At 63.8% G+C, this 19,853-nt stretch carries 21 protein-coding genes; 13 read left to right on the top strand and 8 right to left on the bottom strand.

Translation table 11 applies throughout. The annotated features are described in order from the left end of the window. Positions 1 to 70: 70 nt before the first annotated feature. A complete protein-coding gene (locus LCM4577_RS32350; protein ID WP_071074761.1) occupies positions 71 to 1,150 on the bottom strand; it encodes a LacI family DNA-binding transcriptional regulator in 1,080 nt (359 codons plus the stop codon). 171 nt (positions 1,151 to 1,321) lie between these two features. Here LCM4577_RS32350 and LCM4577_RS32345 point away from each other — a divergent pair, with 171 nt between their 5' ends. Together LCM4577_RS32345 and LCM4577_RS32340 are read left to right on the top strand one after the other, a co-directional pair. Next, positions 1,322 to 1,465: a hypothetical protein gene (locus LCM4577_RS32345; protein WP_198541117.1), complete on the top strand. Its 144-nt coding sequence runs from the start codon at positions 1,322 to 1,324 to the stop codon at positions 1,463 to 1,465. A 56-nt stretch (positions 1,466 to 1,521) separates the two neighbouring features. Then, positions 1,522 to 1,653, top strand: coding sequence for a hypothetical protein (locus LCM4577_RS32340; RefSeq protein ID WP_274535015.1), 132 nt, complete (start codon positions 1,522 to 1,524; stop codon positions 1,651 to 1,653). 19 nt (positions 1,654 to 1,672) lie between these two features. Here the strand turns inward: LCM4577_RS32340 and LCM4577_RS32335 are convergent, their stop codons facing one another. After that, positions 1,673 to 2,047, bottom strand: a complete 375-nt coding sequence (locus LCM4577_RS32335) for a DUF423 domain-containing protein (protein ID WP_071074760.1) — start codon at positions 2,045 to 2,047, stop codon at positions 1,673 to 1,675. 38 nt (positions 2,048 to 2,085) lie between these two features. Beyond that, positions 2,086 to 3,333 (bottom strand): MFS transporter, encoded by a 1,248-nt coding sequence (locus LCM4577_RS32330; RefSeq protein WP_071074759.1) that lies wholly within the window; start codon positions 3,331 to 3,333, stop codon positions 2,086 to 2,088. 115 nt (positions 3,334 to 3,448) lie between these two features. Between LCM4577_RS32330 and LCM4577_RS32325 the strand changes: the two genes are divergently transcribed. Further along, the gene (locus tag LCM4577_RS32325; RefSeq protein WP_071074758.1) at positions 3,449 to 4,114 is read left to right on the top strand and encodes a GntR family transcriptional regulator; all 666 of its coding nucleotides are present in this window, start codon (positions 3,449 to 3,451) and stop codon (positions 4,112 to 4,114) included. A 115-nt stretch (positions 4,115 to 4,229) separates the two neighbouring features. Next, positions 4,230 to 5,201 carry a glycosyl transferase family 90 gene (locus LCM4577_RS32320; protein WP_071074757.1) on the top strand — a complete coding sequence of 324 codons (972 nt, stop codon included), beginning with the start codon at positions 4,230 to 4,232 and terminating at the stop codon, positions 5,199 to 5,201. Between the two features lie 115 nt (positions 5,202 to 5,316). Here the strand turns inward: LCM4577_RS32320 and LCM4577_RS32315 are convergent, their stop codons facing one another. Then, positions 5,317 to 6,360: an aldo/keto reductase gene (locus LCM4577_RS32315; protein WP_071074756.1), complete on the bottom strand. Its 1,044-nt coding sequence runs from the start codon at positions 6,358 to 6,360 to the stop codon at positions 5,317 to 5,319. Between the two features lie 257 nt (positions 6,361 to 6,617). Between LCM4577_RS32315 and ppk2 the strand changes: the two genes are divergently transcribed. Next, entirely contained in the window at positions 6,618 to 7,538 is a 921-nt protein-coding gene (ppk2, locus tag LCM4577_RS32310) for a polyphosphate kinase 2 (protein WP_071074755.1), read from the top strand. 182 nt (positions 7,539 to 7,720) lie between these two features. On the opposite strand, the gene LCM4577_RS32305 is transcribed toward ppk2, so the two are convergent. The 3 genes from LCM4577_RS32305 to LCM4577_RS32295 form a co-directional block, all read right to left on the bottom strand. Next, on the bottom strand, positions 7,721 to 8,365 hold the full coding sequence (locus tag LCM4577_RS32305) for a dihydrofolate reductase family protein (protein WP_041006930.1): 645 nt from the start codon (positions 8,363 to 8,365) through the stop codon (positions 7,721 to 7,723). 148 nt (positions 8,366 to 8,513) lie between these two features. Continuing rightward, positions 8,514 to 9,545, bottom strand: coding sequence for a porphobilinogen synthase (gene hemB / locus LCM4577_RS32300; RefSeq protein WP_071074754.1), 1,032 nt, complete (start codon positions 9,543 to 9,545; stop codon positions 8,514 to 8,516). A gap of 256 nt (positions 9,546 to 9,801) precedes the next feature. Next, complete coding sequence (locus LCM4577_RS32295; RefSeq protein WP_071074846.1) at positions 9,802 to 10,614, bottom strand: DUF2066 domain-containing protein; 813 nt, start codon at positions 10,612 to 10,614, stop codon at positions 9,802 to 9,804. Positions 10,615 to 10,790: 176 nt separating this feature from the next. On the opposite strand from LCM4577_RS32295, the gene LCM4577_RS32290 reads away from it, so the two are divergent. The 3 genes from LCM4577_RS32290 to ldtR all read left to right on the top strand — a co-directional run bounded on the left by LCM4577_RS32290 (position 10,791) and on the right by ldtR (position 13,008). After that, complete coding sequence (locus LCM4577_RS32290) at positions 10,791 to 11,834, top strand: enoyl-CoA hydratase/isomerase family protein (protein WP_071074753.1); 1,044 nt, start codon at positions 10,791 to 10,793, stop codon at positions 11,832 to 11,834. Then, positions 11,831 to 12,253 (top strand): DUF6163 family protein, encoded by a 423-nt coding sequence (locus LCM4577_RS32285; protein ID WP_040983297.1) that lies wholly within the window; start codon positions 11,831 to 11,833, stop codon positions 12,251 to 12,253. Before LCM4577_RS32290 ends, LCM4577_RS32285 begins: the two co-directional genes overlap by 4 nt. A 239-nt stretch (positions 12,254 to 12,492) precedes the next feature. Then, complete coding sequence (gene ldtR, locus LCM4577_RS32280; RefSeq protein ID WP_040983294.1) at positions 12,493 to 13,008, top strand: transcriptional regulator LdtR; 516 nt, start codon at positions 12,493 to 12,495, stop codon at positions 13,006 to 13,008. A 178-nt stretch (positions 13,009 to 13,186) separates the two neighbouring features. Here the strand turns inward: ldtR and LCM4577_RS32275 are convergent, their stop codons facing one another. After that, a complete protein-coding gene (locus LCM4577_RS32275; protein WP_131803552.1) occupies positions 13,187 to 13,396 on the bottom strand; it encodes a hypothetical protein in 210 nt (69 codons plus the stop codon). Between the two features lie 93 nt (positions 13,397 to 13,489). Here LCM4577_RS32275 and LCM4577_RS32270 point away from each other — a divergent pair, with 93 nt between their 5' ends. The 5 genes from LCM4577_RS32270 (at position 13,490) to LCM4577_RS32250 (ending at position 19,845) form a co-directional block, all read left to right on the top strand. Continuing rightward, positions 13,490 to 14,743 carry a murein L,D-transpeptidase gene (locus tag LCM4577_RS32270; RefSeq protein WP_071074752.1) on the top strand — a complete coding sequence of 418 codons (1,254 nt, stop codon included), beginning with the start codon at positions 13,490 to 13,492 and terminating at the stop codon, positions 14,741 to 14,743. A 308-nt stretch (positions 14,744 to 15,051) separates the two neighbouring features. Continuing rightward, positions 15,052 to 16,053 (top strand): LacI family DNA-binding transcriptional regulator, encoded by a 1,002-nt coding sequence (locus LCM4577_RS32265; protein ID WP_071074751.1) that lies wholly within the window; start codon positions 15,052 to 15,054, stop codon positions 16,051 to 16,053. A gap of 53 nt (positions 16,054 to 16,106) precedes the next feature. Beyond that, positions 16,107 to 17,096 (top strand): BMP family ABC transporter substrate-binding protein, encoded by a 990-nt coding sequence (locus LCM4577_RS32260; protein WP_157900523.1) that lies wholly within the window; start codon positions 16,107 to 16,109, stop codon positions 17,094 to 17,096. Positions 17,097 to 17,281: 185 nt separating this feature from the next. Next, positions 17,282 to 18,817 (top strand): ABC transporter ATP-binding protein, encoded by a 1,536-nt coding sequence (locus tag LCM4577_RS32255; RefSeq protein WP_071074845.1) that lies wholly within the window; start codon positions 17,282 to 17,284, stop codon positions 18,815 to 18,817. Beyond that, positions 18,817 to 19,845 carry an ABC transporter permease gene (locus LCM4577_RS32250; protein WP_071074750.1) on the top strand — a complete coding sequence of 343 codons (1,029 nt, stop codon included), beginning with the start codon at positions 18,817 to 18,819 and terminating at the stop codon, positions 19,843 to 19,845. Before LCM4577_RS32255 ends, LCM4577_RS32250 begins: the two co-directional genes overlap by 1 nt. The last annotated feature ends 8 nt before the right edge of the window (positions 19,846 to 19,853 follow it).

The raw sequence follows: 19,853 nt of genomic DNA, 5'->3' as shown, positions 1-19,853 counted from the left end.
AAATCAAGAACTAAAGCGCATGGAGCGAATCCGGAGGATCGCGACGCGCTTTTAGATCGCCTGAGCTTGCTCAGGCTTTCGGAGCTGGACCGGTCGAGCCTCTGACGACGAAATCGACCCCCATCGTCTCGCGCCGGACGGCGCCGTCATGGTCGAGGATCATGCGCGCGGCGCGGCGGCCGATCTCGGTGATCGGCTGGGCGATCGTGGTCAGCGGGGGCGTGGACAACGCGCCGTCCGGCACGCCGTCGAAGCCGACGATGGAGACATCGCCGGGGACGCCCAGCCCCCTTGCTCTCAGCCAGTCGATGGCGATCAGGGCCATGCGGTCCGACATGGCCAGGATGGCGGTCGGAGGTTCGCTCCTGGCGAAGATCGCCTCGAGGCCGGCCCTGGTGCTCTTTTCCTCGTTCTCGGTCTCATAGACCGGGATTTTCGCCGTATCGATGCCGAAGCGGGAAAGCTCCTCGAAATAGCCGGCAAGGCGATCGCGCGTGCCGGTGTAGACCGCGCTGCGCACCACTTCCGGCGTCGCGAAGCCCGTGCGATTGTCGGCAAAGCCGAGCGACAGGACGGCGAAGCGGCGATGGCCGAGTTCGGCGAGATGGCGCGCGGCGAGCCTCGCGCCGGCAACATTGTCGACGCCGATCGCCGATACGGTCTCGTCCTGGAAGCCGAGCTCCAGCGCGACGAAGGGCAGCTTGCGCTCGCGCGTCAGGTCGACAAGGCGCGAGCCGCCTTCGATGCAGAACAGCACAAAACCGTCGACGAGCGCGCTCTGGATGTTCCAGGCGAGCTTTTCCTGATTGGCGGCGGACACCAGCGCGATGCCCGCGCCGGTGGCGTCGCAGGCTTCGGAAATGCCGGCCATCATCACGCGGGCGAAGGGATCGTCGAAGAAGTAGGAGAGGGGCTCTGTGGTGGCGACGCCGATGGCGTTGACCTTGCCGGCGCGCAGCAGCCGGCCTTTCGGGTCCGGGCCGGCATAGCCCATCTGCTCCGCGACCGCCTTGACCCGCTCGCGCACTTCGGCGCGCACGATCTCGGGACGGCTGAAAACATTCGAGGCCGTGCCGTGCGAGACGCCGGCGGCCTTGGCGATATCGGCCAGCCTGATCGGTCTCGCCTGGCCTTCGAGGAGTGATGCCATGTCGTGCCTCCGAATCCGGTCACGCCACGAACATGACCGCTGAATTGCCGCCGGTCATCTAACATTTTTGTTGGATCGATTCAAATTCGCTTGACGTGGCGTGACTGAGGGGTAAGATTTGAATCGATCCAAAATGCTTCATGATGGAGCGAGTTTCGATAGGAGGGTGCCATGCATCCGGTGAGCTATTTGTTCGAGGACGTCTACCGCAACGACTGGGGCATCGTCTCGGCCGCTGTCAGCGAGAAGCGGCGCGGCAGGTTGAGTCCCTGGCGCCGCGAGCCGCGCTTCCTCGTGGAGCGCAAGCGCGGCTGATCCGCAGCCATTTTTCGCGTCATAGATTGGATCGATTCAATACAGGAGAGACAGTCATGCATCCGATTGGTCACCTTTTTCAGGACATCTATCGCAACTATTGGGGCATCACGCCCGCAACCGAGCAGCCCGAACGGCGCCGCGCCAGCGAGCCGCCTGCGCGCAAGCGCAAGCGGCTCGCCGGTTGAAAAACTCGTCGGAAATAATCTATGGCCGCGGGCGCCACAGCGCCGAGACGGCGATCGCCAACCAGCCGGCGATCAGCAGGGTGCCGCCGATCGGCGCCGACATCGGAAACAGCCGTGAGCCGAGAAAGTCGCGCGCGAGCAGATCGCTGCAGAACAGGAGCAGGCCCGCGAGCAGGACGAGGCTGGCGATCCTGAGGCAGCGGTTGCCGCCGGCCAGGCCGACGGCAAGAAGCACCGGCGCATGCATCAGCAGGAAATTGGCCGCCGTTCCGGTGAAGGCGCCGCCGCGATGCGCGGCCGCCGCCGACAGCGCCACGCCGGCCGCGCCGACGAGCCCGGCTGCCAGCACGAGGACGCGGCTCCTGCCGTCTGATGCTTGCCCGGTAAGGCTCATCTTGGATGCTCCATGCTGGGGTTGGGCGAGGGCGCTTGTCAGGATTCGCCGGTCTCGAGCAGCATATGCCTTGCCCGGCGCGACTGGACAATCCAGTTGTAGGCAGCACCCAGCGCCATCAGCACCGACGTGCCCAGAAACACCGAGCGCATGCCGAAATGCCCGCCGACGAAGCCGCCGGACAGCGGTCCCGCGACCTGGCCGACATATTGCGCCGAGATCGCCAGGCCAAGCACGTTGCCGCCGATCCCGTCGGGGATGTTGTGGCGGATGACGCTGGTGATGCAGGGCAACAGTCCGCCCAGCGCCAGGCCCATCAGGAAGCGCAGGCCGATCAACTGCCAGCCATTGGTGACGAAGGCTTGCGGAATGAGCAGCAATGCCGAGACGGCAAGGGCGCCGACCACGACGTTCCAGTGGCCGACACGGTCGGCGAGCTTGCCCAGCCCCGACGAGGACAGGATGGTGCCGAGCGCCGCGGCGGACATGACGACGCCAGCGACCATGGTCACTTTGCTCTGGTCCTCGACGAGCTGCTGCACATAGACGGTGATGATCGGCTCGATCGACATGGTGGCGAAGGCGAGCAGCATGCCGGTGGTCAGCATGGCGACGATCGGCCGTTTGTCGGGGATCTGCGACCAGCCGCTTTTCGGCTTCGCCGTCGAGGCGGGCTTGGGCACCGGCGGATTCTCCTTGATCAGGAAAGTGGTCGCCAGGAAGGCCAGGAAGATGACGCCGCCGGAAAGCAGGAAGGTCGCGCGAATGCCGATCAGCGGCGGCAGCAGGCCGCCGAGCAACGGCCCGACCAGGGAGCCTGCGGTGATGCCCGCCGCCAGCACGCCGAGCGCCCAGCCTGAGCGCTCCTTCGGCGTCTGCATCGCCACCAGGATCGTCGAGCCAGAGGAATAGCCGCCGGCAAAGCCGATCAGCAGCCGCAGCAGCACCAGTTGCCAGACGGTCTGGACCATGCCGGTCAGCGACATGCAGATCGCCATGCCGAACGAAGCGCGCACCAGCATCAGCTTGCGGCCGTAGCGGTCGCCCAGCCGTCCCCACAAGGGCGCGACAAGTGCTGCCGCGAAGAAGGTCGCGCCATAGGCGACGCCCGACCACTGCACGATCGCCGCGTGGCCTTCGGCGCCGAGCTGCTCGACGTAAAGCGGCAGGAACGGCAGCAGCAGCGTCATGGCGATAAGCGTGCTGAACGAGCCGGCGAAGCAGACGGCGAGGTTGCGCCGCCAATGGATGTTGAAGCCGCTTTGTCCGGATTCGTTCGGCGTCATGTCACGCGTGCCAATGCTGGGGTTGTTACGGATACCAGTTTGGGATACCAAGATGGTATCCGTCATGGACCTGACACCTGCCGCTGTCAATGCGGCTTCGGAGAACGGAACGACAATGTCGCAGATGCAGACTGTCGAAAGGCAGCTTCGCGAGATGATCCTCGGGCTGGAGATCGGCCCGGGCGAACGTTTGACCGAGCGTTGGATCGAGAGCCGGTTCGGCGCTTCGCGCACGCCGGTGCGGGCGGCGCTGCTGCGCCTGGAAACGGAAGGGCTGATCGGCCGCGATGGCCGCGGCTGGACGGTAGCGCCGATCAACCTCGCCGAGCTGGGGCAGATCGCCGTCTACCGCGAGGCAGTCGAAGTTGCGGCGGTTCGCCTGACGGCGGCGCTCGACGACCGCAGCGGCATCGACGTGATCGCGGCGATGCTCGATTCTTGCGACACCGAGACGCCGCGCGAGGAATGGCATCGCGTCGGCCTGGATTTTCACATCGAATTGGCAAGGCTTTCCGGCAACGAGTTTCTGCTCAGGGCCGTTCGCGACGCGATGACCAGGCTATCGCGGGCGCGCTGGCTGGAGGTGCGGGATGAAAAGGCGCTCGGCCGCGCCTGGGCCGAGCACCACGCCATCCTCGCCGCCGTCAGGAGCGGCGATGCCGAGCAAGCGGCGCGGCTGCTTTCTTCCCATATCGCCGGCAGTCGCGATCGGCTTGTCGCCTCGCTGCATGACGACCGGCGCGGCTTGCGCGCCAGAGGGTTCGCCGTTGTCGCAGCGTAAAGTCTCTTGGGGCCATTCGCATTAGCAGGCTTGCAACATGGCCGGGAGAATGCTGTAGGAGACGAGGGGGATGAAGGCAGACTACCATTGACCATCTTGCTGAATTCGCGGACGCATGGCCTCAATCTCACGAACCGCCGCAAAGCTGTTCTACTACGCGCGCAATTTCGCGCGTGACCGCGCACCGCAATCCCTGTTTCGCGACCGCCTGGCCAATCGGCTCGAGCAGGCCAGGCTTTCAGGCAAGACGGTTCGCGAGCGACTGAACTACTACAACAAGCTGGAACAGCCGTTCGTGCCCAGTCTGGACGCCATGGCCGTCGGCAAGCTGCCGACCGCTTCCAGCATGTATTATTACGACCTCAAGGAATTCGCCCGTTATTTCGATCCCGGCCTGCTGATCGATTTCGAATTCGGCGACGTCGTCGGCGTTCCGGAACTCCCGAGGATCGTCAAAGACCGGCCCATCGGCGACGACAATGCGAACGGCGTGCTGATGAAGCTGAACAAGTTCCGTCACTTCTACATGCCGCCCGACAAGCTGTCTTTCGCCGACAAGCGCCCGATGGTGGTCTGGCGCGGCCATCTCAACAATCCTCTCCGCACCCGGTTCGTGGAAAAGGCCGCCGAACTGCCAATTTGCGATGCGGGTTYCCACAGAGCCGACGCGCCGGATGGATACCGCAAGCCGTTCCTGAACATCGAGCAGCAGCGGCAGTATCGCTACATCGTCTCGCTCGAAGGCAATGATGTCGCGACAAACCTGAAATGGATCATGAGCTCCAATTCGCTCTGCCTGATGCCGGAACCGACCTACGAAACCTGGTTCGCGGAAGCCAAGGTGGAGCCCAACGTCCACTACGTGCCGCTGCGGCCGGATTTCTCCGACCTTGTCGACAAGGTGGCCTATTTCGAAAAACATCCCGCCGAGGCGGGGCGGATAACCGCCGCCGCGAACGCCTACTGCCGACAATTCGGCAATGAGCAGGACGAGCAGGCGATCTCGCTGCTCGTCCTCTACAAATATTTCGTGCTGAGCGGGCAGATAAAGTCCGATCCGGAAGTCTGGCGCTTTATCGCCGGTTGAACGTCTCGCCGTAGCTCTAGAGCGTTCACCGTTTCAGGGAAACGGCGAACCGCTCTGTCTCCTTGTTTTAACGCAATTCCGGACGGGAAAGCCGCTCACTTTTCCTGGAATTGCTCTAAGCGTGAGAGCGGTCGAGCACCTTGTCGGCCGGCCCGAAACGGTCCCTGGCGGTGAACTGCTGGTGCCAGTAGGGGTAAAGCACCGGCGGCCGGCTGACGCCATCGAGGCGCTGCCGCTCCTCTTCGGTGAGCGAAAGGCTTGCCGCGGCGAGGTTGTCCTTGAGCTGCGCCTCGTTGCGCGCGCCGATCACCAGCGAGCTTACGGCGGGGCGGCCGAGCAGCCAGGCAAGTGCCACCTGCGCGCCCGAGACGCCGCGCGCCTTACCGATGTCGGAGAGCACGTCGACGATGCGCCACAGACGATCCTCGTCGCGGATCGGCGGTTCCGTCCAGCCGCCAAGCTGACGCGCGGTCGGGCTGTCGCGACGGTATTTGCCCGACAGCAGGCCGCCGGCCAGCGGGCTCCAGACCAGTACGCCCAGGCCCTGGTCGACAGAGATCGGCAGCAATTCGTATTCGGCCTCGCGCGCTTCCAGCGTGTAGTGGATCTGCTGGGTGACGAAACGGGCCTGGTGGCGGCTGTCGCTGACGGCAAGAGCCTTCATCACTTGCCAGCCCGCCCAGTTGGAGCAGCCGATGTAACGGATCTTGCCCTGGTTGACCAAGGTGTCGAGCGCCGCGATCGTTTCCTCGACCGGGGTGAGCCCGTCCCACTGGTGGACGAAATAGACGTCGATGACGTCGGTTCTCAGCCGCTTCAGGCTCTTTTCGCATTCGCGGATCAGATGGTGGCGTGACAGGCCTTCGTCATTGGGACCGGTGCCGATGCGCATGCGCGCCTTCGAGGCGATCAGCACATCATTCTTGCGCTTGCCGCCGAGCGCTTCGCCGATGATCTCTTCCGACAATCCGTTGGAATAGACGTTTGCCGTGTCGATGAGATTGATGCCGGCATCGATGCAGGTGTCGATGATGCGTCTCGCCTCCGCGAGGTCGGAATTGCCGACGGCGGCGAACGGACCGGTGCCGCCGAAGGTCATGGTGCCAAGCGTCAATGTCGAGACTTTCAAGCCGGATCGGCCGAGCGTGCGGTATTCCATGTCGGTCCTCGCAACTTTGTTTTGAAGAGGCGCCGTGGCCGGCGCCGGAAAAGAGGCGAGGGGATTTGTAGGACAATTCCGGCGGCTTGTCGCCCCGCTATCGATACGGGCCGATCACATATCGTCGAGGTCCGCTGCGGGCGATTGCAATAAAACCGTCATTGCGCCTCTGTATCCCAGTCGGCTCAAGGAATGTCCGTCCGGAGCCGGYGCGGATTCCGAAGCGATGATGRCTGACAGGCAGACGGAGCTGCGCGATGAACGAATTGAAATCGAATTCCGGGGCGAAGGACTGGCTTGAAGCCGAACTCGAGGACACGCTCGACGAAGACTATGAGCTGGAGCTTTCCGAACCGGCGCTCTCGCTCGAGATCGCCAAGATCTACAAGAAGTCGCATCCGCCTTCCATCGAGCGAATGACCTATTTTCGCGAGCTGCTCAGGCTGCAATCCGAACTGATCAAGCTTCAGTCATGGGTCGCCTACCACAAGAAGAAGCTGGTGGTGGTCTTCGAGGGCCGCGACTCCGCCGGCAAGGGCGGCGTCATCAAGCGCATCACGCAGCGGCTCAACCCGCGCATCGCCCGCGTCGTGGCATTGCCGGCGCCGACCGAGCGCGAGAAATCGCAATGGTATTTCCAGCGCTACGTGCCGCATCTGCCGGCGGGCGGCGAGATCGTGCTGTTCGATCGCTCCTGGTACAACCGCTCGGGTGTGGAGCGCGTGATGGGCTTTGCCACGCCGGATCAGGTCGAAGAGTTTTTCCACGACGTGCCGGAATTCGAGCGCATGCTGGTCCGCTCCGGCATCACGCTGGTGAAATACTGGTTCTCGATCACCGACGAGGAGCAGCAGATGCGCTTCCTGATGCGCATCCACGACCCGATGAAGCAGTGGAAGCTGTCGCCCATGGACCTGCAGTCGCGCGTGCGCTGGGAGCAGTACACCAAGGCCAAGGAAGAGACTTTTGCCCGCACCAACATTCCCGAAGCCCCCTGGTTCATCGTCGAGGGCAACGACAAGAAGCGTGCGCGGCTGAACTGCATCGACCATCTGTTGCAGCAGATGCCGTATGAGGAGGTTCCGCATGAGGAGATCACGCTGCCGGAGCGTGTCTTCAATCCGGACTACGAGCGCCGGGTGCTGCCGCGCGAGCTTTACGTGCCGGAGAAGTACTAGCGCCCTTCCTTCTCCCCGTTTCACGGGGAGAAGGTGCCCGAAGGGCGGATGAGGGGCGGCGCCAGCGCCTACGGTTGGCCTCCAATTCGCCGCACGGGTCGTTAATCTCTGCCGGCAGTGCTGCCCCTCATTGCCCTGCCGGGCATTTCTCCCCGTATAGTGACGGGGAGAAAAAGCTGTAACTACGCCCGCCCGATCATCACATGCGTTGCATCGGCGGTCGCCACCTGCTCCGTGCAGCGGTATCCCAGCTTCAGCATATCGAGGCCGTTGAAGAGATGCTCGCCCGAGCCAAGCAGGACGGGTGAGATCGCCAGATGCATCTCGTCGATCAGCTTTTCCTCGAGATACTGCCGTACAGTCGAAACGCCGCCGCCGACGCGCACATCGTTGCCGCCGGCGGCCGCCTTTGCCTGTTCGAGCGCCGAGTGGATGCCGTCGGTGACGAAGTAGAAGGTCGTGCCGCCTTCCATCTCGATCGGCGCGCGCTTGTGATGCGTCAGAATAAAGGTCGGCACGTGATAGGGCGGGTTGGCGCCCCACCAGCCTTTCCAATCGTCGTCCGGCCATTCGCCGCGGCTCGGCGCGAACATGTTGCGGCCGAGGATCCAGGCGCCGACATTCTCGAAGCTGCGCACCGCAAACTCGTCATCGGTATCCGTCGTCCCGCCCTCCTTGCCGATCATCTGGTGGAACGAGCGGGTTTTGATCATCCATTTGTGCAGATTTTCGCCACCCAGGCCGAGCGGGTTGGCGAGGCTCTGGTCGGGACCGGCGCCGTAACCATCGAGCGAGAGCGTAAAACAATTGACACGGAGCTTGGACACGGTTTCCTCCTGAGCAGTTGTGATGTGCAAGCGGAATAGCTTAACTGATTGCATTTTGCAATCAGTATTCTGCAGGGTGAACAAAATCCACCGGGCAGAATGGCCGGCCGGTCATCCAGCAAAGGCATCAGATCAGTCGGGAGGGAGCCTATCCCCTCAGCATTTCCGCCACGGTCGGCGCGAAATAAGTCAGCACGCCGTCGCAGCCAGCGCGCTTAAGCGAAAGCAGCGATTCCAGCATCGCCTTTTCGCCGTCGATCCAGCCATTGGCGGCCGCTGCCTTGATCATCGAATATTCGCCCGACACCTGATAGGCGAAGGTCGGCATCTGCAGCTCGTCTTTCAGCCTGCGGATGATGTCGAGATAGGGCAGGCCGGGCTTGACCATCAGCATGTCGGCGCCTTCGGCGAGGTCCTGTTCGGCCTCGCGCACCGCCTCGTCGGAATTGGCGTGGTCGATGTAATAGGTCTTCTTGTCACCCTTGAGCAGGCCGGCGGTGCCGACCGCCTCGCGGTAGGGGCCGTAGAAGGCCGAAGCGAACTTCGTCGCATAGGACATGATCGCCACATCCTGGAAGCCGTTGGCGTCGAGCGCGTCGCGGATGGCGCCGATGCGGCCGTCCATCATGTCGGACGGCGCGATGATATCGGCGCCGGCGGCGGCCTGGATGACGGCCGCGGCAGCGACTTGGCTCACAGTCTCGTCATTGACGATGATGCCGTCGCGCAGGATGCCGTCATGGCCGTGGCTGGTGAACGGGTCGAGCGCGGCATCGGTGATGATGCCGATCTCCGGCACCGCGTCCTTGATGGCGCGCGTGGCGCGGTTGATGACGTTGTCCGGGTCGAGGATGTGCGAGCCGGTCTGGTCGCGTAGCGCAAGCTCGACATTGGGGAAGGTGGCGATGGCCGGAATGCCGAGCTTGGCGGCGCGCTCGGCCTCCTTCACCGCGAGATCGACGGACAGGCGGTAGACGTCCGGCATGGCGGCGATCGGCTCGCGTGTGTTCTTGCCGTCGACGACGAAGATCGGCCAGATCAGGTCGTTTACCGAAAGCTGGTTCTCCTGCACCAGCCGGCGCGACCAGTCGGCCTTTCGCATGCGCCTCAGCCGCCGGCTGCCGGTGATCTCGTCGACGCTGCGCGCGCCGGCAGGCTTTGCGGGGGTGAATTTGTTCATGGCCGAAACTCTCTTTTGCGCCGGCTTTTACCACGCGTCTCCGCCGCTGACCAATGCGACACGATTGTGCCAGCCGGAGCCTAATTCCTCGCCCCCGCTAAAAGCGGGGGAGAGGTGTCCGCGAAGCGGACGGAGAGGGGGCCTTCGTAGGGCGGAAGTCTTCCAATACGAGGGCCTTTGCCGACGGAACCGGCGTTCCCCCTCTCCGTCTCGGCTTCGCCGAGCCACCTCTCCCCACTTCGTGGGACGAGGAATCTCAGGGCTGTCCGTTCCCCGAAAGGATCTGCGCCGCGCCCCTGATGGCCACCCGGAACGCCTCGTCGAAGCTGACGCCGCGCACCTGCCAGCGATAGGTCTTGCCATGATCGGCCAGCCGCCAGTCGGCGATCCAGCCCAGGTCCTTGTCGCTCCACACGATGCTGCCGGCGAGTGCTCGGGCCGCTCCAGCTCTTTTCGCGAGCTTGTCGAGCCTTGCCGTATCGGCTCCGGGAAGCGCCTTGCCACTCAGGCCGCCAAGCTGCCCGGCCTTTGGAAAGGTGACGCGCATCAGCAATGGAAAGGTGGCATTGGAAAAGGATTCGCGCATCGTTTTGCCCTGATCCTCATCTGCCGTCAGAACGAAATGCCGCGAGCCTTGCTCGACGGTCATGAAGACGGCGATCGGCGGCCGCTCGCCGAGCCAGGGCCTGCTGCCGAGCTGCGCCAAGAGCTTGTCGACGACGGTCGGCTTGTAGATGCAGGTCAGGTCGTGCGGCCTGTCATGCGTGCCTTGCTCGTCATGGATCGGGATGCCTTCGAGCCGGTCGTGATAGCGGAAGGACTGGACGAAGTCGGCCGCCTTGTCGCGCAGCGCCAGCATCTCCGGTTTTTGCGTCAGGCGCTGGTCGCCCGAGACCTTCACCAGGACCTTGTCGAGGCAATCCTTGAAGCCGATCTGCCGGTTCACGTCTCCGGTGCCGGTGACGATCGTTTGCGCCTGGTAGAGATCGGCGATCGCCGCCGCGCGGGCGGGCAGTCCCAGACACAGGAGACCGGCCAATCCAACCACGAAGCGGGAAATTCCAGGCATGTCGATCTGCTCGAACCGGTCGGACGCGGGCACAGTGCTTTGCCGGTTACCTAACACCTGGCGCGGCCGCCCGCCAGCGCAAGAACCGCCAGCTCGGACCCGCTACCATTGACGCGTCCCCATGCCGCCTTTAGCACTTCTCTCCCCCGGCGGGCGGAGAGAGGGATTTTCTGGTGATGGATTTTGGCGGAGGCGACGAGATCCGCTTCGAGCGGCTGGGTAGAGCGGGCGTGGTCACGTTGACCCGGCCGAAGGCGCTCAACGCCGTCACGCACAACATGGTCAAGGCGCTCGGCAAGGCGCTGGACGCCTGGGAGCAGGATCCGGGCGTAGGCGTCGTCGTCGTCAAGGCCGAGGGCAGGGCGTTTTCCGCCGGCGGCGATATCCTGCACATCTATGAGGCCGGACGCGCCGGCAAGCCGCCCGTCGACTTCTTCGCCGACGAATACCGGCTCAACGCCCGCATCGCCCGCTTCAAGAAACCCTATGTCGCGCTGATCGACGGCATCGTCATGGGCGGCGGCGTCGGCGTCTCCTTCCATGGCTCGCATCGTGTGCTGACCGAAAACGCGCAGTTCGCCATGCCGGAGGTCGGCATCGGCTTCTTCCCCGATGTCGGCGCCAGCCACTTGCTGCCGGATCTGGGCGGCGCTTTCGGCATGTATCTCGGGCTGACGGGAAATCGCATCCGCTATGGCGACGCGCTTTGGTCGGGGTTGGCCACCCACACCATCAAGGCCGAGGACCAGGCGGGCCTGCTCGACGAATTGGCGACGAGCGGCGACGCCAACGCCGAGCTGCGCGATTTCTTCGTGCCCGCCAGGCGCGAGACCGAGCGGCAGGACCTGGAAGCGATCGCGCGTCATTTTTCGCAGGGCTCGCTCGCCGGCATCATCGACAGTCTTGAACGGGCAGGGGCCGAGGATGCTTTTGCCGCGAAGACGCTGGCGACGCTGAAGACCCGCTCGCCGACCAGCCTCAACGTCGCCTGGCGCCAGATCAGCGCGGGATCGACGCTGTCGATGGACGAATGCATGAAGATGGAGTTCCGCATCCTCAACCGCATGCTGGCCGGCCATGATTTCTACGAAGGCATCCGCGCCGCCATCATCGAGAAGGGGTCGAAACCGGAATGGCGGCCGGCGGGCCTTGATGACATCAGCGCCGCCGACATCGACGCCTATTTCGCGCCGCTCGGGGATAAGGAGCTCGCCCTGTGAGCGAGGTCACCTCCAGGCGCGTGGTGCTGCAACCCTCGACCACCGAGGTCATCTTCGCCTGGTTCCAGCGCGCCATCGCCGGCTACTGCCTCCTGTTTGGCATTCTCTACTGGATCCGCCTGATCGGCATCTATCCGGGCCAGTTGTGGCGCTTCGATCTGATGCCGGTGCACTGGCAGGTGGCGGCGGCGACGCTTGCCGTCTTCTTTCCCTTCGCCGCGGCGGGCCTTTGGATGCTGGCGTCCTGGGGACCGGTGATCTGGTTCATCTGCGCGGTGACGGAGACGGTGATGTATGCCGGCTTCCCCGATCTCTTCGGCCACCGGATGCTGATCGTGATCTCGCACGCATGCGTGGCCTTGCTCTACATCGTCTTTCGCGTCACCATCTGGCTGCAGAAGCGCCAGCTCCGCCAATAGGCCGGAGGTTGGTTTTCCGGGTCGATTTCGCGGCCCGTTTTCTCTCAAAATCCGTTGGCTAAATCTTTAGGTTAATTGTTCTTGCTCGGGTGACCGATCGTTAAGCGTCTTCCGAAACCTCTTACCGGTAAGCTCTTGTTAGCCCTGGCGTTTAAGTCGAATTTTATGAGTATTCGATAGTGTCGCGATCAAGGTGAAAAACAAAAAATCACCAAGGCGACAAACGAGAGGCAAAGACAATGATCAATTCGCGTCCGGCGGCGAAGACCGCAAACGTATCCGACGATCGCCGCGAGGCTATCCGTTCGCTGTACATGGAATCGCTGCAGCTGGTGGAGCGTCTGCACCGCCGTCTGCTTGACGTGATCAAGGACGAGTTCGACCGCAACGGCCGCTCCGACATCAACGCCATCCAGGCGCTGCTGCTCTTCAACATCGGCAATTCCGAGCTGACCGCCGGCGAGCTGCGCTCGCGCGGCTACTATCTCGGCTCGAACGTGTCCTACAATCTGAAGAAGCTGGTCGACCTCGGCTTCATCAACCACCAGCGCTCGCGCATCGACCGCCGTTCGGTCCGCGTCTCGCTGACGCCGAAGGGCAACGAGGTGGCCGACGTCGTCGCCGGCCTCTACGAGCGCCATGTCGGCTCGATCGAGGCGGTCGGCGGCATCAACACCGACGAGTTCAAGCAGATGAACCGCGCGCTGCAGCGCCTCGACCGCTTCTGGAACGACACGATCGCGTATCGGATGTAAGCGCTTCGGAATGGGGACGGGAGAGCCGCGCCGAAGAAGCGCGGCCCGTGGGGAAAGAATGTGGGGCCGGTGCGAACGCGCCGGCCTTTCTTTCTGCGAAGGCGGCATCTGCGGGAGTTTGGCCGTCGCTTCGCGTGCGTCGAAGCCTCCGCGCCTGGCGAGGAGGGCGTAGACTTCACTAGGGCACCGCGGTCATCCTGCCGATGCAAAAAAGCATCGCCGCCTTTTCTTTCACCTTGCCGCCATAAGCAAATCGCGGGCCAAGGCCACGTTGCCGCCATAATCGCGGTGGATGCGGATTGCGGGTGATGCTGCGGGCCTGTGCCCTGCGCTCCTTGGAACCTGCGTGGCGGCAGCGCATTTCTGGCAGCCGAGCGATGCGGGTCATGGTTGGCGAATTGTTAAGTTTGCGACCCCTAGAGTGCGGACAAGCCGCCCGGCAAGCGAATTGAGCGAGAGCGAACAGCTAAGAATGTCTGCCATGAGAACCAGCCGCCGTTTCTTCCTTACCGGAGCCTCCGCGCTCGCTGCTGCAGTGGTCGCCGGCCACGCCAGCGCCCAGGACGTGATCGGGGATATCCTGAAATCCTCGACGCGCGGCAATTGGGACGACCAGTTCGATGCCCGTGGCAACAACACCAACAAGGTCGCCTCGACGCTGCCGATCTTCAGCCAGCAGACCGTCGCCTTCACCGAGCAGGCGGTGGCGCAGTACCAGAACATCGTCTCCCAGGGCGGCTGGGAACAGGTTCCGGCGACCAAGAAATTGCAGCTCGGCGTCGACGATCCCGATGTCGTTCCGCTGCGCAAGCGCCTGATGATCTCGGGCGACCTGCCGCAGAGCGCCGGCATCTCGACCGCCTTCGATTCCTATGTCGACTCGGCGGTCAAGCGCTTTCAGCTCCGCCATGGCCTGCCGGCCGACGGCGCCATGGGCAAATACACTTATGCCGCGATGAACGTGTCGGCGCAGGTCCGGCTCGGCCAGCTGCAGACCAATCTGCAGCGCCTGAAGGAAAAGGCCGGCACGCTGGGCAACCGTTACGTGCTGGTCGACATTCCGGGCGCCCAGGTCGAGGCGGTCGAGAACGACCGCGTGGTGCTGCGACACACGGCGATCGTCGGCAAGATCGACCGCCAGACGCCGATCGTGAATTCGAAGATCAACGAAATCATCGTCAATCCGTACTGGAACGCGCCGGTCTCGATCGTGCGCAAGGACATCATTCCGCTGATGCGGAAGGACCCCAACTACCTCAAGGATAGCCACATTCGCCTGTTCGCGCCGGACGGCAGCGAGGTCGATCCGATGACGGTCGACTGGTCGACCGACGACGCGGCGAAATATCGTTTCCGCCAGGATCCGGGCAGCAACAACGCCATGGCCTCGGTCAAGATCAATTTCCCGAGCCCGGACGGCGTCTACATGCACGACACGCCGCAGCAGAGCCTGTTCGGCAAGCTGATGCGCTTCGATTCCTCCGGCTGCGTGCGCGTCCAGAACGTGCGCGACCTCGTCACCTGGATCCTGCGCGATACGCCCGGCTGGGACCGCCAGCATTTCGAGGCGGCGATCAAGACCGGCGAGAACACGCCGATCAATGTGGTCAACCCGGTGCCGGTTCACTTCTTGTACCTGTCGGCTTGGTCGACCGCCCCGGGCGTCGTGCAGTTCCGCGACGACATCTACGGCCTCGACGGCGCCCAAGAGCTGCAGATCAGCTCCGCGCAGTAAGCATTTGACATTATTTGAGAAAGGCCGCCGCTCGGCGGCCTTTTTTGTGTCTGCGAATAGGCTTGGATCGATCGCTGGTCGCGCCACCGCCCCGGCTCGAGGGCGCGAACGGTTTCCGGCGGATGAGCGGCCTGCTGCTGAAGCTTCGTCCTGTCGATGATCCCTGACACAAAAAGCAAACCCGCCGCCTGGGTCGGCGCCGATCGGCCCGCGTAAGCTCAAAAAAGTTAGTAAACCACTTTACGCAACCGCTTTACTAGCCACATTTTATGAGATAGCGTTTCGGTCTGTTGCTGGCCGGGACGGACATGAGCACCATCAATGAAGTCGCGATAATGGCGAGGGTGTCGACCACCACCGTGTCGCGCTACCTCAACAATCGCATCGATCTGCCGGCGGAGACGGCCGCCCGCATCGATGCGGCCATCGCTGCGCTCGACTATCGCCCCAACATCCTCGCCAAGCGCTTGAGCCTCGGCCGCTCCGAGGCGATCGGCATGATGACGCCTGAAATCGCCAACCCGTTTTTCGCCGAGCTGGCCGCCGCCGTCGAGGACGAGGCGGAAAAGCACGGCTATTCCGTCTTGATGAGCAGCACCGGCGGCAATCGCGAGCGCGAGCTCGCGAGTCTCAGGCGACTGAAGGACGGCCATGTCGACGGGTTGATCATGATGACCAATCGGCCGGACGACGGCTCGCTTGCCGCCACGCTTCACCACTACGGCCATATCGTTCTGATCGATGAGGATATCCCGGGCGTCAACGTTCCGAAGATCTTCGTCGAGAACCGGGAAGGCGCCCGCGCCGCGACGCGTCATCTGATCGAAGCCGGGCACCGGCGCATCGCCCATATCGGCGGCCCGGCGAAGCTGTTCAGCGCCATCGAACGACTGGCCGGGTACCGCGACGCCATGGCCGAGGCGGGGATAACAGTTGACGACGGCGATATCCGCCAGGGCGAGTATTCGCGCGAGTTCGGGCGCGCCGCCATGCTGGATATGCTGGCCGGCGCCGAGCCGCCGACGGCCGTTTTCGCCGGCAGCGATTTCATTGCCATCGGCATCATGGAGGCTGTGCGTTCCAAAGGCCTCGGCGTGCCGCAGGACATCTCGCTGGTCGGCTTCGACGACATGCCGTTCGCCGACCTCCTCGCGCCAGGCCTCACCACCATCCGCCAACCGACGGCCGAACTCGGCCGCATCGGATTCGGCACGCTCAAGGCGCTGATCGACAAGACGTCGCCGCCGGAACTCACCCGGCTCCCGGTCGCGCTGGTCAAGCGCAACTCGGTGGCGCCGCCACGCTCCTGAGAAAGACAGTTCTAGACCAAGAAAGGGGAATAAAACAAATGACAAGATCGATCATGAAATCAATGGCATACGCAGCCGCCTTCGGGCTCGGCCTGATGGCCGGGCCGACATTCGCCGCCGACTTCAGCGCCGTCTATGTGATGTCGGACAATCTCGGCGACATGGGCTTCAACGACAATGCCGCCACCGGCTTCGCCCGCGCCGAGAAGGAAGGCGTCAAGACGCGCCTGCTGCAGGCCTCGCCGACCGATCCGCAGCTCTGGCGCCAGAACCTCGAGGCGGTGTCCAATTCGGGGGACTGGAGCGTCGTCTTCACCGGCCCGAACATGCACGACAATCTGGCCGACGTCGCGCCGCAGCACCCCGACCAGAAATACGTCTTCTTCGATGACGAGTTGAAGCAGCCGAACGTTCTTTCGGTGAAATACGCGCAGAACGAGGGCTCCTACCTCGCCGGCGCGCTGGCCGCGATCGCGGCGACCGACAAGAAGGATTTTCCGCTCACCTCCGGCGATCCGAAGATCGCGGTGGTCGCCGGCATGGACCTGCCGGTCATCCAGGACTTCATCCTCGGCTTCAAGCAGGGCGCCAAGACCGTCGTGCCGGACATCGACGTGCAAGTGATCTTCATCGGCAACTTCAACGACGCGCAAAAGGCCTATGATCTCACCAAGACCGCCATCCAGAACGGCGCCAACGTGGTCTTCAACGTCGCCGGCCCGGCCGGCCTCGGCATCCTCAAGGGCGCGGCGGACTCCAAGAAATACGCCATCGGCGTCGATTCCGACCAGAGCGGCCTGCACCCGGACAATGTGATCGCCTCGATGATCAAGCAGATCGGCAACTCGATCTACGACTCGATCAAGCAGATCCAGGACGGCAAGGCCGAATTCGGCAAGCTCAAGATCTACGGCCTCGCCAACGAGGGCGTCGGCCTCGTCTACAACGACAAGCTGGTGCCCGCCGACATCAAGGCCAAGGTCGACGCCGCCAAGGCCAAGGTGGTCAGCGGCGAGATCAAGGTCGACACTGCTTTCAAGTAAGCCTCCCAGGACCTTGAAACGGGACGCTGCCAAGAGCAATTCCAAGAAAAGTGTGTGACGGTTTTCCGTCCGGAATTGCGTAAAAACAAAGAGATAGAGCGTTTCGCCGGTTCCGCGAAACGGCGAAACGCTCTAGGCAGCGTCCCGCCATGCCGACCAGCAAGCGTGCCCCAGAAAGCGTACTGATGAGCGATCCGGACATCATTTTGAGCCTTGCAGGCATTGCCAAGTCGTTTGGCGAGAAGGCCGCGCTCAGCCATGTTGACCTCGATGTCCGGCGCGGCGAGGTGCATGTCATCTGCGGCGAGAACGGCGCCGGCAAATCGACGCTGATGAACATCCTTGCCGGCATTCACCAGCCGAACGCCGGCTCCATCGTGCTCAACGGCAAGACGGTCACGATCGCCGACCCGATCGCCGCGAGCCGCCTCGGCATCGGCATGGTGCACCAGCACTTCACGCTCGTGCCGTCCATGACCGTGGCGGAGAACCTGTTTCTCGGCCGCCAGCCACGCAGGCTGGGTATCTTCTCCGACCGCCGCCAGATGGCCGATCGCGCCCGTGAGCTGATCGCGCGCTACAACTTCCATCTCGATCCGGAAGCGCCGGTGCGCACGCTTTCGGTCGGCCAACGCCAGCGCGTCGAGATCCTGAAAGCGCTGGCCTTCGACGCCGATCTCCTGATCCTCGACGAACCGACCGCCGTGCTGACGCCGCCCGAAGTCGATGAGCTGATCGGCGTGGTCGACGGCTTGCGCGCCAGGGGCCGCACCATTCTTTTCATCACCCACAAGCTGCGCGAGGTGAAAGCCGTCTCCGACCGCGTGACCGTCATTCGCCGCGGCCGCAGCATTTCCACGCGCAATACGGGCGATGTCACCGAAGCCGACATCGCCCGCGACATGGTCGGCCGCGAGGTATTCCTTGTCGGCCGCAAGGGCAGCGCCCAGCGCAGCTTCGGCGCCCCGGTTCTGACGCTGGACAATGTCAGCATGACCAATCATTCAGGCCGCCGTCTGCTCGACCGCATCTCCCTTGAGGTGCGCGCCGGCGAGGTGCTGGGCATCGCCGGCGTCGACGGCAACGGCCAGACGGAGCTTGCCGAGGCGATCGCGGGACTGATGCCGGTGCAGGCGGGCAAGATCCGTTTCGGCGACCGGGATCTGACCGACGCCGACCTGCGCGAACGTCAGCAGGCCGGTCTCGGCTTCGTGCCGGAAGATCGCCTCGACCGCGGCCTCAGCGTCACGATGAGCGTCGCCGAGAATGTCGCCGCCACCAATTACAAACGCGCCGGATTGCTCTCCGGCGGCCTGATCGACCGGCACAAGCTCGACAGCTTCGCCGGCGACAAGATCAGGGAGTTCGACGTGCGCGGCGCCCAGYCTTCGACGCAGGCAGGCTGGCTGTCCGGCGGCAATATGCAGAAGCTGGTGATCGCCCGCGAGCTGGAGCGCGATCCATCGCTGCTCCTGATCTGCCAGCCGACGCGCGGACTGGATATCGGCGCATCCGAATTCGTCCACGCGCGCATCCTGCAGGCCGCCGACCGGGGCCGCGCCGTGCTCCTGATCTCGTCCGAGCTGTCGGAGATCTTCGCGCTCTCCGACAGGATCGGCGTCATGTATTCGGGGCGCATGATGCGCGTCCTCGACCGCGCCGAGGCCGACGATGAGACCGTCGGATATCTGATGAACGGCGGATCGAAGGAGGCAGCGTGATGGCAACCCCGCTGTCCAATTTCCTGCGTGTCATTCGCGCGCCACTGGCCGCGATCCTGCTCACGCTGGCGCTCGGCTTCCTGCTGGTCGCCTCGATCACGGATGAGCCGGTCCGCGCCTATCGCGACCTTTTGCTCGCCAATTTCGATTCGCTCGGCAACTTCGCCCTGTTCCTCAATCGCGCCACGCCGCTCACCCTGATCGCGCTGGGTGTCGTCTTTTCCTTTCGCGCCGGCATCTTCAATGTCGGCGGGGAGGGCCAGCTCTATGCCGGCGCGGTCACCACCACCGTCGTCGCCATCGCCGGCGCTTCGCTGCCGGCCTTTGTGCTGATGCCGCTCGCCATTATCGCCGGCTTTCTTGCCGGCGCGGTGGTCGGCTGGATTCCAGGCGTGCTCAAGGTGCGTCTCGCCGTCGACGAGGTGGTGACGACATTGATGCTCAACATCATCATTCTGCTGATCACCTCATGGCTTGCCAACCAGGTGATCCGTGACACCACGGCCTATGGCGCGGTGAGCTGGATGGTGCCGAACTCGATCTGGCTGCCGCCCTTGCCCTTCGTCCCGCGCGCCACCAGCGGCTTCCTCGTCGCCGCCGTGCTCGCCGTGGTCTCCTGGATCGTTCTGTTTCGCACGCAATGGGGTGCCGAGGTTCGCGCGGCCGGCACCAATCTTCGCTTCGCCGAGGCCACCGGCGTGCCGGCGGCGCGGCGGGTGATATCGGCAATGGTCATTGCCGGCGGATTGGCCGGCCTGGCCGGAGCGCTCTACGTGCTCGGCGTCGGCCATCGCTTCGAGCAGAATTTCTCGCCGAGCTACGGACTGGTCGGCCTGACCTGCGCGCTGCTTGCCCGCGTCCATCCGATCGGCTCGCTGGCGACCGCGCTGTTCTACGCCGCGATGCTGAACGGCGCCGCCTATATGCAGATTTCCACCGACGTGCCGCGCTCGCTGGTCAATCTTTTGACGGGCCTGCTCGTGCTGCTGATGACGGCGCGGCTGCGTCGCGCCGCCCAGGCAGCGTGAGGAGGCGC

This window comes from Mesorhizobium sp. LCM 4577 (genome assembly GCF_001854795.2).
Taxonomy (GTDB): domain Bacteria; phylum Pseudomonadota; class Alphaproteobacteria; order Rhizobiales; family Rhizobiaceae; genus Mesorhizobium; species Mesorhizobium plurifarium.
This window is presented reverse-complemented; position numbering and strand designations above follow the sequence as displayed.

Bases quoted from the DNA above. Each gene is read 5' to 3' on its own strand.
- LCM4577_RS32295 (WP_071074846.1), bottom strand. From the start codon at position 10,614: ATGCCTGGAATTTCCCGCTTCGTGGTTGGATTGGCCGGTCTCCTGTGT.
- LCM4577_RS32325 (WP_071074758.1), top strand. From the start codon at position 3,449: ATGTCGCAGATGCAGACTGTCGAAAGGCAGCTTCGCGAGATGATCCTC.
- LCM4577_RS32330 (WP_071074759.1), bottom strand. From the start codon at position 3,333: ATGACGCCGAACGAATCCGGACAAAGCGGCTTCAACATCCATTGGCGG.
- ppk2 (WP_071074755.1), top strand. From the start codon at position 6,618: ATGAACGAATTGAAATCGAATTCCGGGGCGAAGGACTGGCTTGAAGCC.
- LCM4577_RS32275 (WP_131803552.1), bottom strand. From the start codon at position 13,396: ATGACCCGCATCGCTCGGCTGCCAGAAATGCGCTGCCGCCACGCAGGT.
- LCM4577_RS32265 (WP_071074751.1), top strand. From the start codon at position 15,052: ATGAGCACCATCAATGAAGTCGCGATAATGGCGAGGGTGTCGACCACC.
- LCM4577_RS32270 (WP_071074752.1), top strand. From the start codon at position 13,490: ATGAGAACCAGCCGCCGTTTCTTCCTTACCGGAGCCTCCGCGCTCGCT.
- LCM4577_RS32350 (WP_071074761.1), bottom strand. From the start codon at position 1,150: ATGGCATCACTCCTCGAAGGCCAGGCGAGACCGATCAGGCTGGCCGAT.
- LCM4577_RS32315 (WP_071074756.1), bottom strand. From the start codon at position 6,360: ATGGAATACCGCACGCTCGGCCGATCCGGCTTGAAAGTCTCGACATTG.
- hemB (WP_071074754.1), bottom strand. From the start codon at position 9,545: ATGAACAAATTCACCCCCGCAAAGCCTGCCGGCGCGCGCAGCGTCGAC.
- LCM4577_RS32345 (WP_198541117.1), top strand. From the start codon at position 1,322: ATGCATCCGGTGAGCTATTTGTTCGAGGACGTCTACCGCAACGACTGG.
- ldtR (WP_040983294.1), top strand. From the start codon at position 12,493: ATGATCAATTCGCGTCCGGCGGCGAAGACCGCAAACGTATCCGACGAT.
- LCM4577_RS32335 (WP_071074760.1), bottom strand. From the start codon at position 2,047: ATGAGCCTTACCGGGCAAGCATCAGACGGCAGGAGCCGCGTCCTCGTG.
- LCM4577_RS32340 (WP_274535015.1), top strand. From the start codon at position 1,522: ATGCATCCGATTGGTCACCTTTTTCAGGACATCTATCGCAACTATTGG.
- LCM4577_RS32260 (WP_157900523.1), top strand. From the start codon at position 16,107: ATGAAATCAATGGCATACGCAGCCGCCTTCGGGCTCGGCCTGATGGCC.
- LCM4577_RS32290 (WP_071074753.1), top strand. From the start codon at position 10,791: ATGGATTTTGGCGGAGGCGACGAGATCCGCTTCGAGCGGCTGGGTAGA.
- LCM4577_RS32250 (WP_071074750.1), top strand. From the start codon at position 18,817: ATGGCAACCCCGCTGTCCAATTTCCTGCGTGTCATTCGCGCGCCACTG.